This is a genomic window from Microcystis sp. M079S1 (assembly GCF_020246425.1).
GTDB lineage: Bacteria > Cyanobacteriota > Cyanobacteriia > Cyanobacteriales > Microcystaceae > Microcystis > Microcystis aeruginosa.
This window is the reverse complement of the sequence record NZ_JADBSZ010000112.1, coordinates 1-16,534: the sequence shown is the minus strand read 5'-3', so window position 1 is coordinate 16,534 and position 16,534 is coordinate 1. Positions and strand designations below refer to the sequence as shown.

Below are 16,534 nucleotides of genomic sequence, written 5' to 3'. Positions count from 1 at the left end.
TATTTTTAACGGGGGAGGATGTCAACTCTCACTTCCAGATTCAACAGTATGGCCGACTTCGCTGATCCATTGGGCAATTTCTGCGCGGGATGCGGTGGTTTCTACGGTGACGATTTTATTGGCTACATCCACCGATATTTGGGCTGCCGGTTGCTGATTGTTAATCGCTTTAGTAATTGTATTAGCGCAACCTTCACAGGCAATACTAGGCACTTTTAGGGTAATTGTCATTGTTGTAACTTCAGTAACTTATAAGTAGTCGTGCAAAATTAATTTCCTAGTCGAGACAGGAGACAGGAGACAGGAGACAGGAGACGGGAGACGGGATACAGCTATTAGGGATCGGATTTGAGTTTTCAGTTCACTGTTTACTGATCACAGCAGAAGTCTGACGGAGTAGTGGCTTAGATGTGTAATTAATTGTGCTTAGATACTTAGCTAAAAAATAACATAAATTATCAGGGGTAGCTGATTTTTTAAGAGTTTATTTACCATTTCAGCACTGCCGCTTCGATCCCCTGTTCCCGACGGAGTTTACTATCTTTTTCTAGCCATTGGATTACCTGTTTATGGGTTAGTTGTTCTAGGGTTACTCCCGTATCTTCGGCGATTATTTTTAGTAAGCGTAGGGAAGAAATCGTTAAACGAGTCAGGAATTTTTCTGGAGAAGTCAAGAGGGCAGCGTCCACATCTGCGGATTCTTCTGGGGTTAAAAATTGTCTGTTTTCGATCATAGTTTTATTTGGTTTCCATCCAATTGTCACCGGCTTTAATTTCTACCAAGAGAGGGATCGTCAAGGAGACAGCTTCTTCCATAGTCGTCTTGATTTTTGACTCTAGGGATGGCCATTCTTCCCTCGGTACTTCCAAGACTAATTCATCATGGACTTGCAGCAGTAATCTCGCTCGATAATTTTGCAGTACCTCGGCCAATTTTACCATCGCTACTTTAATAATATCAGCACTGGAACCCTGAATGGGCGCATTAGCGGCCGATCTTAATAATTGTGCTTCCTCGTTGTTGAGTTTGAGGCTATCTAAATCGATGTCATGTAAGGACAGTCCTCGCAGTCTTTTTAAGAGGGGATTATCGAAGTTAAAATAACGTCTTCTGCCCAAAATTGTTTCCACATATCCCTTAGCGATCGCTTGTTTTTTGCTATTCTCTAAATACTCAAATACTTGGGCATAACGTTGATGATATTTTTCAATAAATTTTCGGCCCTGTTCTACGGTTAATTTTGATTCACGGGCGAATTTTTGCGCTCCCATGCCATAAATAACTCCGAAGTTAATTGTTTTTCCTAAACTGCGTTCTTCGGGGGTAATTTCCCTTTTGTCAAAGAGCAATTGAGCGGTGACTTTATGAACATCTTGATTACTACGATACGCTTCTAATAAAACTGGTTCTTGGCTGAGATGAGCGAGAATTCTTAACTCGATTTGTGAGTAGTCTGCTGATACTAATAAGTAACCATCTTCGGGAATAAAAGCTTGACGAATTCGCTTGGAAAATTCACTGCGAATGGGGATATTTTGCAGGTTAGGATTGGAGGATGATAAGCGTCCGGTGCTGGTGATGGTTTGATTAAAATCTGTATGCACTCGTGCGGTTTTTGGTTCGGCTAATTTCGGTAAAGCATCCACATAGGTTGATTTTAATTTGGATAAGGTGCGATGTTCAAGGATATAATCAATTAAGGGATGATCGCCTTGTAATTTCTCTAAAACACTTTGATCGGTGGAGTAACCTGTTTTAGTTTTTCTCGATTTTTTGCGATTGAGTGCCAATCGATCAAAGAGGATTTCACTTAACTGTTTAGGAGAGCTAAGATTAAAAGTTTCTCCGATGGATTCATAAGCTTTTTTTTCTATATCTGCTAGGTCTATTTCTAGTTGCTGGGAAAAGTTTTTTAGATAATTGATATTAATTTTTATACCATAATTTTCCATCTGCCAAAGCACCATCACTAAGGGAGATTCTATTTCAGAGAATAATTGATACAAAGGGGGAATTTTAGTTAATTCTGCCTGTAATTTTTCTCGAAGTAAATAGGTAGCGTAGGCATCTAATCCGCAGTAGGTAGCAGTAGTGTAAATGTCTAAATCAGCGATGGTTTTTCCCGCAGGAATACCGAGACTTTTATAACTAAGGGAAGTGATACCGTCTAAATAGCGATCGCATAAATCTTCGAGATTATGAGTTAGTTCGGGATGGAGGACATAACTAGCCACCATAGTATCAAAAACTAGACCTTTAACGGTAATTCCTTGATGATAAAAAACATCAATATCAAATTTCGCATTCTGGAAGACTTTCGGATAATTATCACCCGCTAAAATTGGGCGTAATTTTTCGAGGACTATCTCTAGATTTAAATTATCAACCCTCTGGTGGCCGATAGGAATATAGGCCATAGAATTTAATTCTTTTCCCCAACAGCAACCGATCCCGACCAATTTGGCTACACGAGGATTTAAATCCGTGGTTTCGGTGTCCCAAGCGACGGGAAAATGTGGATTAGTGAAAGTTGTTAATTTTGCCAGTAAAGCATCTAACTTAGGAATAGTATCAATAATGTCGGGAGCAATTAGAACCGGTGGAGAAATAGGGGGTAAATCAAACAGAGACAATTGATTAGAATCAGCATCGCTAGTTAATTCTAGGGTAGGAGTGCCACCTAGATACTGTTGAATTTGATCGAGTTTCTGGAGAATTTTCTTTAACTCTAATCTTGCCAATAAAGGTTGAACTAAACGCCGATCAAAACCTCGGAGACGAAATTTCTCTTCCTCGAGAATAACGGGGGCATCAAGGGCAATTTTGGCTAAATAGCGAGAACTTTTGGCGGCGGTTTTTCCCTCTAATAATTTAGTTTTTACCATTCCCTTAATCGATTCCAGATTGGTATATATATCGTCTAAGTTATCGTATTTTTTTAATAAATCTATCGCTGTTTTTTCGCCAATTCCGCGCACCCCGGGTATATTATCAGACTTATCACCGCAAAGAGCTTTAAAATCTACTACCTGTTTTGGTGTCACTCCTAACTTTTCCGTGACAGCTTGGGAATTGAATTCTGTATAACCCTGTCCCGATGTACTTTTGACCGCATTAATATCCAGATAGAGAACCGTGGTTTTTTTCTCCTCATCTACCAATTGGAATAAATCTCGATCGCCTGTTAAAATCTTAACAGTATAACCATGATCACCGGCTTGTTTTGCCAAAGTTCCTAAAACATCATCTGCTTCGTAACCTGGGGAAGTCACAATAGGAATATTCATCGCTGCCAAGAGACTTTGCAGATTAGTTAAATCGGGGCGAAATTCTTCGGGAGTCTCTTGCCGATTAGCCTTATAATTGACATCAGCTTCATGGCGAAAAGAAGGAGCTGCTAAATCAAAAGCAACTGCTAAATAAGTGGGTTTTTGAGTTTCAAGTAACTGCATCAGAGAATTTAAAAACCCAAAGCACACACTGGTGGGAATGCCGCTAGAAGTACGCAGAGGACCAGAACGAGACTTAGCAAAGGCATAATAGGCACGAAAAGCCAAAGAATGCCCATCAATCAGGATAAATAGCTTATTTTGCTCGCCACTGTTCATAATCTAGCCTCAAATTTGCGTGTTATTTCCATTTTAAGGATTACCGAGCCATTATTCAGCCATTAGCCTGGCATCGGCGATCGCTGATAACTGATAACTGATCACTGATCACTGATACTCAACACCCCGTCAAAAAAAAATATTTGCCAAAAAACCAGCGTAAGGGTATTTTAAGAATAATTTTATATGTTTACTTTGCGATTACATGAGAATCCTAGTTACAGGCGGTGCAGGTTTTATTGGGTCCCATCTAATCGATCGCTTGATGGAACAGGGTCATGAAGTGATCTGTCTGGATAACTTCTACACGGGGGTGCGCCGAAACATCGTTAAATGGCTAGGAAATCCTTATTTTGAGCTAATTCGTCACGATATCACCGAGCCGATCCGTTTAGAAGTCGATCAGATTTATCACCTGGCCTGTCCTGCTTCCCCAATTCACTATCAATATAATCCCGTAAAAACGATTAAAACGAATGTTTTAGGGACTATGTATATGCTGGGTCTAGCTAAACGGGTAAAAGCGCGATTTTTGCTCGCTTCTACCTCGGAAGTCTACGGCGATCCCGATGTGCATCCGCAAACGGAAGAATATCGAGGTAATGTCAACTGCATCGGACCGCGTTCCTGTTATGACGAGGGTAAACGGGTAGCGGAAACCCTGGCTTTCGAGTATTATCGGGAGCATAAAGTCGATATCCGGGTGGCCCGGATTTTCAACACCTACGGCCCGCGAATGTTGGAAAACGATGGACGAGTGGTGAGTAATTTCGTGGTGCAAGCTTTGCGCGGTGAACCCCTGACGGTTTATGGTCAAGGTTCCCAAACCCGCAGTTTTTGCTATGTTTCTGACCTAGTGGAAGGGTTAATGCGTTTGATGAATGGGGATTTTATCGGGCCGGTTAATCTAGGCAATCCCGACGAATACACAATTCTGGAATTAGCGCAAGTGATCCAAGGCATGATTAATCCCGAGGCCGAATTGGTCTATAAACCACTGCCAGAAGATGATCCCAAGCAGCGACAACCGGATATCACTCGTGCTAAAACTTATCTGGATTGGAGTCCAACTATTCCTTTACGCCAGGGTTTAAAAATGACGATCGAGGATTTCCGTTCTCGTCGAAGCTAATCCCCAATCAATAAATTTAACTTAATTGTCACTGGAGTAATTATCATGCGTGTTTGTGTTATCGGAACGGGTTATGTGGGTTTAGTCACCGGGGTGTGCCTAGCACATATCGGCCATCATGTCATCTGTATTGACAACAATGAAGAAAAAGTCAAATTGATGAAATCGGGACAATCCCCCATCTATGAACCGGGGTTATCAGAATTAATGCAGTCTTCCGCAGCCTCCGGCAATCTGGAATTCTCCACGGACCTAGAAGCGGGAGTTAAACACGGTGAAATCCTCTTTATCGCTGTTGGTACACCAGCACTACCCACGGGAGAAAGTGACACTCGTTATGTGGAAGCGGTGGCCCGGGGTATTGGGGCCCATCTCAACGGTGGTTATAAAGTAATCGTCAATAAATCGACCGTTCCCATCGGTTCTGGGGATTGGGTACGGATGATCGTCCTCGATGGAGTGGCCGAGAGACAAAAAAATCTCGTGGCTGCGGTTGGCGGTATTAGTACACTAGAACGCATCGAAGCGGAATTCGATGTGGTCAGCAATCCCGAATTTTTACGGGAAGGTTCGGCAGTTTATGATACTTTTAACCCCGATCGCATTGTTTTAGGCAGTAATAACCCGAAAGCCATCGAAATGATGAAGGAGTTGTACGCTCCTTTGGTTAAACGCCAATTCGCTGACGATCCCTCCTTGCCTCCCGTTCCCGTGGTGGTTACGGATCTCAGTTCGGCGGAAATGATTAAATACGCCGCTAATGCCTTCCTAGCCACCAAAATTAGCTTTATTAACGAAGTAGCTAATATCTGCGATCGCGTCGGGGCCGATGTCACCCAAGTGGCTAAAGGTATCGGTTTAGATTCCCGTATCGGCAGCAAGTTCCTCTCGGCCGGGATCGGTTGGGGGGGTTCCTGTTTCCCCAAAGATGTGTCGGCTTTGGTACATACCGCGGAAGACTACGGTTACGAAACGGAATTACTTAACGCCGCTATCAATGTTAACAAACGTCAACGGACAATTGCGATCGAAAAACTGCAACAGGAATTAAAAATCCTCAAGGGTAAAACCGTCGGTTTGTTGGGATTAACTTTTAAACCCGATACCGATGATATGCGCGATGCCCCGGCTTTAACTATGATCGAACAGTTAAATCGTTTAGGTGCTAAGGTAAAAGCTTACGATCCGATCGTTTCCCAAAGTGGTTTAAGTCACGGTTTAAGCGGTGTGATTATCGAATCGGATCCGGAAAGATTGGCCGATGGTTGTGACGCTTTGGTGGTGGTGACGGAATGGCAAGAATTCCTCCGTCTCGACTACGGGAAAATGGCTAAAACCATGCGCGAACCCGTGTTAATTGATGGTCGCAATTTCCTCGATCCTGCGGTGGTGACAGCAGCTGGTTTCCGTTACCTGGGGATCGGACGTTAATCGCAGGAATCCACCTTTTCAGCAGGACTGACGCGGTTGGGGAAGGGACAATAAGCACCAACCCTTACCCCTGCTCTTAGGGGCGAAAACTGCCCGATTATGCCGCCTGAAAACCAAAAAATTCCTAGTTGACCATAGGGTTATTGGCTATAGTTACATGATGTGAACAGGAGCCACTAGAATCCAGAAGCGATCGGTAGAATTGAATTGAGAAACTAGAAATCAGTTTTAGCAATACATACATACTTATGGTTAGCTCTGTTCAATACCGCTACACTAACGAACAAGTTAGGGACTGGTTACGGGGATTACTGACAATTGCCTGGTGTGATGGGGATTATAGCGCCAGCGAACAGGAATCGATCGCCCGTTTCGCTCACGAATTAGAATTAGATGACGACCACGTTCTCTATCAATCGATTAGTCCCGAAGAATTGGCCGCAAGTTTCGGTCATGACCCCAAAATATCAGAAAACTTCCTCCGCACGGCGGTCATGGTAGCGATCGCCGATGGCATTTATTCCCCCGCAGAAGCGGCATTACTGCATAGTTATCGGGATGCTTTCGGGTTAGAAATCGAGGCCTTGTCAGCTTTAGAACATACTATCTGTGAAATTCCCGAAATTACCACGGAAGCGCAGAAATCCGAGTTTATCAGTGCCGAACATCCCCACCCAGATCTGCTTCATCCCCTCAAAGATTGGTTAGATGGGGTAGAAATGCACGATCCGCGCTTGGCCCGGTTTATCTGCAAAATGGTTCCGCCTCAATGTCCTTTTGAACGCGATATCGTGCTGTTTGGTCATAAATTAGTCCATATTCCGCCCCTGTGCAAGTTAAATCCTCTCTACGAGCAATTAGTCGGTTTACGCTTCCGCGCCCTATCATACTTAGCCGATGATTGTCAAGAGGATATTTCCGAGTATATTTAGCCAATTTAACTAAAATTGCGGTTAACATGGCATAAATATCCTGCTGACAAAAAATATCTCAGCCTCAAGGCTTTTCCTAGCCAATTCTTCCGTTAAAATTAGGTTAAGTCGCCGTTAAGAGAAAAACTATGAGTAAAAACTCCCGACGAGTCGATTTTCCTGATTTACCCGGGCTAAAAAACCTGCGCTCCTATCAATGGCAGTGGCTGGGCCGAGATATACTCGCCGGTGTCACCGTGGCGGCCTACGCTATTCCCCAGTGTATGGCCTACGGCGACCTGGCCGGGGTCGAGCCGGTGGTGGGATTGTGGACTCTCGTGCCAGCCGCCCTAGTTTACGCCCTTTTCGGCTCCTCATCGCAACTATCCCTCGGACCAGAATCGACCACGGCAGTGATGACGGCGGCAGCGATCGCACCGATGGTGAGCCTTCAAGGAGAAAATTACGGCAGTTTAGCGGCTTTTTTAGCCCTAATGGTCGGTTTAATCTGTTTGGTCGCTTATATCGCCCGCCTGGGATTTTTAGCTAATTTACTCTCCAAACCGATCCTAATCGGTTATATGGCGGGAGTGGCGGTGATCATGATTGCGGGACAACTGGGTAAAATTAGTGGTTTGTCAATCGGTGAAAATACGGTTTTTAAAGAAATTTTAGCTTTTTTTCAGGGAATAAACCAATGGCACTGGCCAACCCTTAGCCTCGCTCTATTGCTGCTACTATTTCTATTTGTCATCCAAAAATATTTTCCCAAAGCACCGGGTCCCTTGCTGGCGGTTTTACTGGGAACCCTCGCCGTCGCCACCCTCCATCTCGATCAAGAGGGGGTGGCAGTAGTGGGGAAAATTAGCAATACTTTGCCGAATTTTGGCTTACCAACCCTAGATTTTGCCCAATTACTACCTCTAGTAACCGCAGCCGTCGGCATTGCCCTGGTGGGCTATTCCGATAACGTCTTGACCGCTAGAGCCTTCGCCGCACGCCATAACCAAGAAATCGATGCCAATCAAGAATTTTTAGCCCTGGGACTGGGGAATCTGGCGGCGGGTTTTTGTCAGGGATTTCCCATCAGCAGCAGCGCCAGTCGCACCGCGGTGGGCGATTCGGTGGGCAGTAAAAGTCAGCTTTACTCCCTGGTGGTGGCAGTGGTGGTGGTGGCGGTCATTTTCTTGCTCGGTCCGGTACTGGCACTCTTTCCCAAGGCTGCCTTGGGTGCGCTGGTGATTTATGCAGCCTGTAAACTGCTGGATATCGCCGGCGCTAAACGACTAAAACGCTTTCGCAATAGTGAGTTTAATCTCGCTGTCCTGACAATGGTGGGGGTGCTAACCACGGGGATTTTAAGCGGGGTTGCTATCGCCATCGGTCTCTCGGTTATAGATTTATTGGCCCGCATTACCCGACCCGATGATGCCGTTTTGGGTAGAGTCCCGGGGGTGATGGGTTTACACGCGCTCCAGGATTGGCCAGAAGCGCAAACAATACCGGGGTTAGTTATCTATCGTTACGATGCCCCCTTATTTTTTGCTAATGCGGCCGACTTTAAACGTCGCGCCCTCAGTGCCATTGCCCGGGAGACAAAACCGGTAGAATGGTTTGTCTTGAATACGGAGGCCCTTGGAGAATTGGACAGTACAGCCGTGGAGATTCTTGAGGAACTAGCGGCAGAATTATCAAGACGGAGTATAGTTTTCGCCCTCGCTAGGGTTAAACACGATCTGTACTTACAATTGCAACGTTCTCGCTTGTTAGATAAAATTAGCGAGGAGAGAATTTACTATACTTTGCCAGCAGCGATCGAAGCTTTTAAACATCGTTAACTGATACTAAATCATTAGGGGTCAAGAATGGAATCGCCCCCATCCCCTCCCATTCAGAACCGTGCATGAGACTTTCACCTCAGACAGCCCCTACTTTGACTGCTCCATTGTTAAGGATACAGCTTGACACTCATCGAGTGCCGTTTTATCTGGACTTCCCCCCCCATACATACATACTACAATAGCCGCAAACCCTTATCCATTTTTAGGGTTTGCTGAATAATGGTAAAACCCTTTTAAAATAAGGCTTTTGACCTGTTAAAATCCGATGTTCATGCTGCGAAAATCGGATTGAGACCTTCAAAAACCTGGCATTATCCTTCTTGTAGTACATAAACTGGTACTAAAAGAGAGGGCAACAAAGCCTGAAACTCCTGACGACCGACTCCTGACTCCTAACCCCACCAACAAACTTTTTCAGCAAACCCTAATTATTTGCTTAACAAATCCCGAAGAACCAAATTTAACTTTATTTCCAGAAATTTTCGGCTTCCGGACTAAGGAAATCCTTAAGAATTTGGAAAATTTCTAAATTGGCTAGTCCTTGCTTAATTAAGTCAGGAAATTGACTCAAAACTTCGATAATATTATCAGCAAAATTATAATTTTTATCTTGTCCACAATTAACGGTTAAATAAGCCAGTAACTCCACTGCATAATCGGTAAAATCCATCACATCGGCAATACAGGCTAGTTTGAGAATTTGTTCAGGGGTTTTTAGAGACAAGAAATTAGCCGATAAATCTGGGGCAATTAAGTCTCTGTAGTAATAAGCTTCCCCCCAGAGTATTTGCCCTGGTCGCCGAGATTGAATAGGAGAAATACTGCGAATTCGATGGGAAGTTGCTAAATGAAATAGGGAAAAAGATTGTTGTCTTAAAAACTTATCAATGTCAGCAAAAAGAGGTTGATCGAGATAAAGAGGTGAAAATTCTACTTCTATTTGTATACCCAAAACACTGCGGGATAATATCTCTAAACCTCCCTGTAAAACATCTAAATCTGCCCCTTGCACATCAATTTGTAAAAAATCTATAGATGGGATATTTTCCTGTTGACATAATTGATCTAAAGTAGTGGTTTCTAGGTCAAAAGTAAAGTCTAAGTTAGCAAATTCTGGTAAATTTTTAAACCGGTTTAAAAATTCTTCATTGGGATGATAAAGAGAACTACACATCGGATGTTTAGTTACATATAAAGTCTTTTCTCCCCTAGATTTTGCCAGGGCAATGGCTAGATGTTTTTCCTGCCAATTAATATTTCGTCTCACCAATTCTTCATTAGCTTCTTCACAAGCATCTCCATCGGCATCTACTCCTAAAATTGTTAAATTGGGGGCGAAAATCTGCCATCCGCTGCTCCCATAATCGTCTTGAGTGCTAAGTTTTCGTGAACCAACATTACAGACGGTAATCGAAATTTGATCGAGATGACCGCTTTTTTTGAGACTTGGAGTAAATAAGGGCATATTTTTTCTATCTGGCTATGGAGAAATAGGACAATTGCTAAGATATTGCTGGTCTATAGGTAAGGAGGATACTAATCGCAGAAAGCCCCGCGCAAGCGTAAATTTTCCCGTAATTCCTCGGTCATACCCACGTTATCGGCAAACTTTGCCCCCTTCACTTTTGCCCCGCTAAAATTCGCTTGAGTGATATTGACTTCAACCAAATTAGCTCCTGCTAAATTGGAGCCGATTAAATTAGCTAAAGCCAAACTAGAACGGTAAAAATCAGCATAACTTAAATCGGCATTAGCTAATAAGGCTCCGCTTAAATCCGCTCCCTTAAAACTAGCATGACTACCGTTAATTTCACTTAAATCCGCATCGGTTAAATTAGCCCCGCGCAGATTAGCTTGATAGAGATTGGCCATACCCAAGGATATACCACTTAATTCCGCTGCCAGGAGATTTGCCCCAGTAAAATCCCTGAGGGGATCGAGTTCAGCTAATTGGGCCAGTTCGAGAAAATCATCACTAACAGCATCATAAATTCCCTCGATTTGTCCTGGCAATTTCTCTAAATTTTCTGATGCTGCTGGTTTCGGTTCCACTAGAACAGTATCTAATTCTACCGGCGATGACCCCAAAGAAATACGACTCAAAAAAGCATCAAATTGATTTTCCATCAGGAAAAATGCTAACTTTCGCTCTAAAATACTATGTTTATTGGGACTTAGATCGTGTTTCCATAATCCCGATGTTTCCGTGATACAGATATCGGCAGCTGTCACCGAAAATTGCACCGTGAGATGATAAGGTTCTTCCTCCACACTCACGGTTACTAGGTTAATCCTTTCGATCGCTCCTGTAAATATTGACTGAGGACTTTTGAACGATAACCGCCATTGATGATTATTAAGACGATTTATGTATAACTCTTGACTAGAAAGAGGATTTGGTGTTAGGTGACAATTAACTAAAACAAAATCTAATTTTCCTCCTTTCAGTCCCCATTTAATTTCCCCGCCGAGGAGAGATTGAATTTGAGCTTGTAGGTGTAAAGTTAAATATAAATCAAATTTTTGCGAGTCGGTGGCTACTGGTTCTAGGGTTAACGATACACTATCGGGATAGCGATCGAAGGCAGCTAAAAGACGCATAATCCAAAAGAGAAAAGCCAAAATAAACAGTAAAAAAGTGGTGTTTCTCCGGCCCTAAAGCCGAGAACTCACCCCTATTTAAAACAATAGCTGATTTTCTCGATCCTCGATTAACATTTTTTCGGCGATCGCTGAATGATTGCCCCTGAAAATCAAGGTTACATTAGTTGACTTTCTCTTTTTTGCCGATATTGTCGTTTGCGTTAAAAAACATCGGTAAAAAGCGTTCCATAAACATTTGTGGATCACGATTCCAGGCTTTTTGCGCCGCTTCCACCCGGAATAATTGCAATTTCGGGTCGAGAAGGGATTGGGGTAAACGTTCCATCAGATATTGAGGACGTTCCCAGAGCGGCATAGTGGCGGCGATTTCCATTAAATGACCGACGCGGCGCAATTCTGCCCCCAGGGTGATATCCATACCCGATTCATAGGCGGCCTGTTCGATCGCCGAGTATTTGACCTTAGCTTTTTCGACTTTTTGCCGATGTTCGGGGCTTTTTTGGGCAATTTTGGCTAACCAACGATTACCCCAACGCACATGGCCCGCTTCTTCGGGAAAGATTTTGGCGATCGTTTCCCGAATTTTCAGATTTTCTGGGGTTTGTTCCCCTGCTTTGAGGGCATAAATATGGGCGGCAAAGTATTCGCATCCCCGTTTTTCGGTGACGTTAATTGCCGCTAGGGCCGCAATCAGTCCATCTTCCCTTTGTTCTTCGCCTTGGAATTGATCTTGATCGAGAAGACGTTCAAATTCATCGATATAGGACAACCCCGGCGGTTTCCCCACATCGGCCCCCAATTCGATCAATAAATCGGTTAACCAGTAGGCATGGCGGGCCTCATCGGCGACGTGGTGGGAAAGGTCCTGGATCAGTTCTTTCGGTTGTCCGTCTAAGGTTTCGATCAGTTCGGTCAGGTCTTTACAGCTACGTTGTTCGTTGTAGCGGTAGCGGTTGAGGGTGACAAGATGAATTTCGCGATCGCTAATGACACGCTTCATGATGTCGCGAGCGCTCATCGTCTTCTTGAATTTGCGAGGGTAAGCAACGGTCATGAGTTTGTATCGTTTTGTAAACGGCTTCCCGTATTCTAACGGAGTTTTTTCCCAATCTGGCAAGGGAGCGGCAAGTGGCAAGCTTTTTTCAGTGACCAGTGAAAGATAAGCTGCCCGCGCATTTAAATTGCTTGTGGAGATGAGACACTCTTTACTGTTGGCTCTTGCAAGAGTAAAGAGATTGGGGGAAGATTCGGCTAATCTAAGAATAAGCGGTTAAAATGCGTCTTAGCTTATCAAGGAAAACTAGAATTGTCTATGAACACATTCACTCCCCATCAAATTGTTAGTTTATTCTGCAAAAATCGAACTTTATACGGAGAAGTAATTCAGGTGATCGAAAGTCGTTCGGCTCTTTGGGTGCGTCCTCTTTGGTTAATTTTAGCCGATAATTTTGAGACAATTGATGTGCGGGAAGGTTCCGATTTAATCCTGCCGATGGACTTATTTAAACCTGCCTTAGATACGGAAGTTTTACCCCTATTTTCCCAAGTAATTAAAGATAATTATATCACTAATATCTCCTATCCTCTCCAGGACTTTGTGCGGAAAGTGTGTCAAAATTATCCCGAATATTTTTAGAAAAATTTATGATTGATGAAGGTTACGTTAAATACAATTGTACTTGGATTCCTGACCGTCCCTTAGCAAGCTCAGAGATTGCAGAATTAAATTATTGGCGCAATCGGCTCTATCGACTGGGATTAATCGGTCAATACGATAACGGAATCGGTTTTGGGAATGTGAGTAAACGAGGAAAAATAGACAAAAAAATTATTATTTCTGGCACTAACACCGGGGGAATACCGGTATTAAATGAATCCCATTACACCAGAGTTATAGACTACGATTGGAAAGAAAATCGGGTCACTTGTCGGGGAACAATCGCCGCTTCTTCAGAAACTCTCACCCATGGAGCAATTTATGAAGCGAATCCCCAGATTAATGGGGTAATTCATATTCATCATCGCCCCCTGTGGCAAAATTTGATGTATCGAGTGCCGACCACTCAAGAAAATATCGCCTATGGAACCCCAGAAATGGCCGCAGAAATTATCCGTTTATGTCAAGAAGATCGTCTAGAGGAGCAACAAATTTTAGTGATGAGTGGTCACGAAGAAGGAATTATCGCCTTTGGTCAAGATTTAGAAAAAGCGGGCAATTTATTATTATCCTATTACTGGCAATCTCAAGCATATTGAAAGTGACCTCCTCTCCAACTCACCACCAGGGAGACAAAAGCGGTTTTGATTTAGTCGTTTTCATGTTAACTTATTCTGTAGATTTTCGTCTTTGAGGAATGCCATCGTGATCGACATCTTCCATCATCTATCTGTCTCGATCGACTTTTCGCCCCTTACCAATGTCTTGATGACTATTTCGGATCAAGACGTGGATATCATCGGCAATGTCCAGAAATCCTTCTCAAATTTCGTCAAAACTGGGCAAGCATGGGCCTTATTAATCGGTTTCATTGCCGGTTATCTGTTTCGAGGTTTTACTTCTTATTAGCTTTTCGCCTATCAGCATTCAGCCAGAGTGAGCAATTCTTGCTATTCTTATGCTTGTAGGGTTGGAGATTTTTCTAACCTGAAGCGGTAATGCTATCAGCACCGGATTATTCCCCAAAATTGTCCAGCATATTTTGGTTAACTTTATACACAATAATCTAACGAAAACAGTGACAGCAAAGAAAACTTGGAGCGATCGCTTTGAAGGTAGTCTCCATCCTACGATCGTAGAATTTAACGCCAGTATTGGCTTTGATATCGAATTAATCGAGTATGATCTCACCGGATCGATCGCTCACGCTAAAATGCTCGCCTATACGGGTATTATCAGCCCCGAAGAAGCAGATAGTCTCGTCTCTGGATTGGAACAAATTCGTCAAGAATACCGCACCGGCAACTTTAACCCCGGCATCGATCAAGAGGACGTGCATTTTGCCGTGGAACGTCGTTTAACCGAGATTGTGGGAGATGTGGGCAAAAAACTGCACACGGCCCGTTCGCGGAATGATCAGGTAGGAACGGATATTCGTCTGTATCTTAGACAACAAATCGATGATATTAGGCAAGAAATTCGCAATTTTCAGCAAGCTTTAGTCAATCACGCCGAAAACCATCTGGAAACCCTGATCCCCGGTTATACCCACCTACAGCGCGCCCAACCGATTAGTTTAGCCCATCATCTCCTAGCTTATTTTCAAATGGCCGAACGGGATCACCAAAGATTAGGAGAAATTCGCGCCAGGACCAATATTTCGCCCCTAGGATGTGGCGCTTTAGCGGGGACTACCTTTCCGATTGATCGTCATTACAGTGCCAATTTACTCGATTTTGAGCAGGTTTATAACAATAGTCTCGATGGAGTTAGCGATCGAGATTTTGCCATTGAATTTATGACGGCCGCTAGTCTGATTATGGTCCACCTGAGCCGTTTGAGCGAAGAAATAATTCTCTGGTCTTCCCAAGAATTTAGTTTTATCACTCTCACCGATAGTTGTGCCACGGGATCTAGCATTATGCCCCAGAAAAAAAATCCCGATGTTCCCGAATTGGTGCGCGGCAAAACAGGGCGGGTTTTTGGGCATTTACAGGCGTTATTGACCTTAATGAAGGGTTTACCCCTAGCCTATAACAAAGACTTGCAGGAGGACAAGGAGGCGTTATTTGATGGCGTTAAAACCGTGCGGATTTGTTTGCAAGCGATGACGGTACTTTTAGCCACCGGAATTCAATTTAAAACCGACCGATTAGCTAACGCGGTGGCGGAAGATTTTTCTAATGCGACGGATGTGGCGGATTATTTAGCCAGTAAGGGAATTCCCTTCCGAGAAGCTTATAATTTAGTCGGGAAAGTCGTTAAAAGCAGTTTGGCAGCGGGTAAGTTATTGAAAGATTTAACCCTGACGGAATGGCAAGAATTACATCCAGCTTTTGAGGCCGATATCTATGACGCGATCGCTCCTCGTCAGGTGGTAGCGGCCCGTAATAGCTATGGTGGCACAGGTTTTGAACAAGTGCGATCGGCTTTAATTCAGGCTAAAGCCATTCTCGATCATGATTGATAAGCTAAACGGCTTTTACTTCGGATCACCGATATAGACGCCAAAAGGGTTATAGCTATTGGATCATGCAGGTTAAGCGCCGTTTAGCTTATTGTTAGGGGTTTTGGGGTTTTGGGGTTTTGGGGTATTAGTTAAAATTTCCCTATCTCCCTATCTCCCTATCTCCCTATCTTCCTATCTCCTAATTCCTATGGGTCGTGTTTGGTATTTTATTAAAAGTGTGATGGGAATTATCTTTCGTCATCCTGTAACTGGGGTGACAATGATTCCGCTGCTTGCTGATGGTACAATTGTTTTAATCCGACGCAGAGACACCGGCAAATGGGCCCTACCGGGGGGAATGATCGATTGGGGGGAAGATATTTTTAATACTGCTCAAAGGGAATTAAAAGAGGAAACAGGATTAAATTTAGTCAGTTTAGGGCGTTTAGTCGGGGTTTATTCCTCTTTTGACCGTGATCCGCGCATTCACTCCATTTCATTGTTAATTGAAGTGACAGCTGCGGGGAATTTTCAGATCAAAGATACATTAGAAGTTAGCGAGGTGAGAGCTTTTAGCGTCGAAACTTTACCTCTAGGCAATCTCAGTCACGATAACGATCGCCAACTAGAAGATTATCTCAGGGGTGCCACTGTAGTGGCTTGATTTTTTCCTAGTATCTGCCACCCTAAGTAGCTGGTTATAATTAAATTAAAAATAGATTTTAGGTTCGATCCCCCCCAACCCCCCTTAAAAAGGGGGGAGAAGAGTTCATAGTAGGGTGGGTTAGACGGCAACAATCTAGGCGTTAAAGTCAATCTAACAATCCGTCGTAACCCACCGTTTTAGTCAACCGAAAGGATATTTGATTTATGTTTGAAAATAAGATTGATCAGGTTTTG

Annotated in this window: 15 protein-coding genes; 9 read left to right on the top strand and 6 right to left on the bottom strand. The window is 43.6% G+C overall.

What is annotated here, in order from left to right; translation table 11 throughout:
- Positions 1-21: 21 nt before the first annotated feature.
- From IM456_RS07535 to polA, 3 genes are all read right to left on the bottom strand, one after another.
- Positions 22-231, bottom strand: a complete 210-nt coding sequence (locus tag IM456_RS07535; RefSeq protein WP_044034932.1) for a heavy-metal-associated domain-containing protein — start codon at positions 229-231, stop codon at positions 22-24.
- A gap of 257 nt (positions 232-488) precedes the next feature.
- Positions 489-734 carry an NDH complex assembly factor CRR9 gene (locus IM456_RS07530; RefSeq protein ID WP_002794861.1) on the bottom strand — a complete coding sequence of 82 codons (246 nt, stop codon included), beginning with the start codon at positions 732-734 and terminating at the stop codon, positions 489-491.
- Between the two features lie 4 nt (positions 735-738).
- Complete coding sequence (gene polA / locus IM456_RS07525) at positions 739-3,609, bottom strand: DNA polymerase I (RefSeq protein WP_149985967.1); 2,871 nt, start codon at positions 3,607-3,609, stop codon at positions 739-741.
- Between the two features lie 205 nt (positions 3,610-3,814).
- Here polA and IM456_RS07520 point away from each other — a divergent pair, with 205 nt between their 5' ends.
- The 4 genes from IM456_RS07520 (at position 3,815) to IM456_RS07505 (ending at position 8,921) form a co-directional block, all read left to right on the top strand.
- On the top strand, positions 3,815-4,741 hold the full coding sequence (locus IM456_RS07520; protein WP_287693081.1) for a UDP-glucuronic acid decarboxylase family protein: 927 nt from the start codon (positions 3,815-3,817) through the stop codon (positions 4,739-4,741).
- A 45-nt stretch (positions 4,742-4,786) separates the two neighbouring features.
- Positions 4,787-6,172: a UDP-glucose dehydrogenase family protein gene (locus IM456_RS07515; protein ID WP_149985969.1), complete on the top strand. Its 1,386-nt coding sequence runs from the start codon at positions 4,787-4,789 to the stop codon at positions 6,170-6,172.
- A gap of 248 nt (positions 6,173-6,420) precedes the next feature.
- Positions 6,421-7,104 carry a Mo-dependent nitrogenase C-terminal domain-containing protein gene (locus IM456_RS07510; RefSeq protein ID WP_149985970.1) on the top strand — a complete coding sequence of 228 codons (684 nt, stop codon included), beginning with the start codon at positions 6,421-6,423 and terminating at the stop codon, positions 7,102-7,104.
- Positions 7,105-7,232: 128 nt separating this feature from the next.
- Positions 7,233-8,921: a SulP family inorganic anion transporter gene (locus IM456_RS07505; RefSeq protein ID WP_287693080.1), complete on the top strand. Its 1,689-nt coding sequence runs from the start codon at positions 7,233-7,235 to the stop codon at positions 8,919-8,921.
- Positions 8,922-9,390: 469 nt separating this feature from the next.
- Here the strand turns inward: IM456_RS07505 and IM456_RS07500 are convergent, their stop codons facing one another.
- The 3 genes from IM456_RS07500 to IM456_RS07490 all read right to left on the bottom strand — a co-directional run bounded on the left by IM456_RS07500 (position 9,391) and on the right by IM456_RS07490 (position 12,582).
- The gene (locus tag IM456_RS07500; RefSeq protein ID WP_149985972.1) at positions 9,391-10,389 is read right to left on the bottom strand and encodes an FkbM family methyltransferase; all 999 of its coding nucleotides are present in this window, start codon (positions 10,387-10,389) and stop codon (positions 9,391-9,393) included.
- Between the two features lie 71 nt (positions 10,390-10,460).
- Positions 10,461-11,525, bottom strand: a complete 1,065-nt coding sequence (locus IM456_RS07495) for a pentapeptide repeat-containing protein (RefSeq protein ID WP_149985980.1) — start codon at positions 11,523-11,525, stop codon at positions 10,461-10,463.
- Between the two features lie 163 nt (positions 11,526-11,688).
- Entirely contained in the window at positions 11,689-12,582 is an 894-nt protein-coding gene (locus IM456_RS07490) for a ferritin-like domain-containing protein (RefSeq protein WP_149985973.1), read from the bottom strand.
- Positions 12,583-12,840: 258 nt separating this feature from the next.
- On the opposite strand from IM456_RS07490, the gene IM456_RS07485 reads away from it, so the two are divergent.
- The 5 genes from IM456_RS07485 to IM456_RS07465 all read left to right on the top strand — a co-directional run bounded on the left by IM456_RS07485 (position 12,841) and on the right by IM456_RS07465 (position 16,298).
- A complete protein-coding gene (locus IM456_RS07485; protein ID WP_149985974.1) occupies positions 12,841-13,164 on the top strand; it encodes a hypothetical protein in 324 nt (107 codons plus the stop codon).
- A gap of 8 nt (positions 13,165-13,172) precedes the next feature.
- Positions 13,173-13,784: a class II aldolase/adducin family protein gene (locus tag IM456_RS07480; RefSeq protein WP_287693079.1), complete on the top strand. Its 612-nt coding sequence runs from the start codon at positions 13,173-13,175 to the stop codon at positions 13,782-13,784.
- Between the two features lie 106 nt (positions 13,785-13,890).
- The gene (locus tag IM456_RS07475; protein WP_149985976.1) at positions 13,891-14,094 is read left to right on the top strand and encodes a hypothetical protein; all 204 of its coding nucleotides are present in this window, start codon (positions 13,891-13,893) and stop codon (positions 14,092-14,094) included.
- A gap of 169 nt (positions 14,095-14,263) precedes the next feature.
- Positions 14,264-15,652, top strand: coding sequence for an argininosuccinate lyase (gene argH / locus IM456_RS07470; RefSeq protein ID WP_287693078.1), 1,389 nt, complete (start codon positions 14,264-14,266; stop codon positions 15,650-15,652).
- 190 nt (positions 15,653-15,842) lie between these two features.
- Positions 15,843-16,298: an NUDIX hydrolase gene (locus IM456_RS07465; RefSeq protein ID WP_287693077.1), complete on the top strand. Its 456-nt coding sequence runs from the start codon at positions 15,843-15,845 to the stop codon at positions 16,296-16,298.
- Positions 16,299-16,534 lie beyond the last annotated feature (236 nt).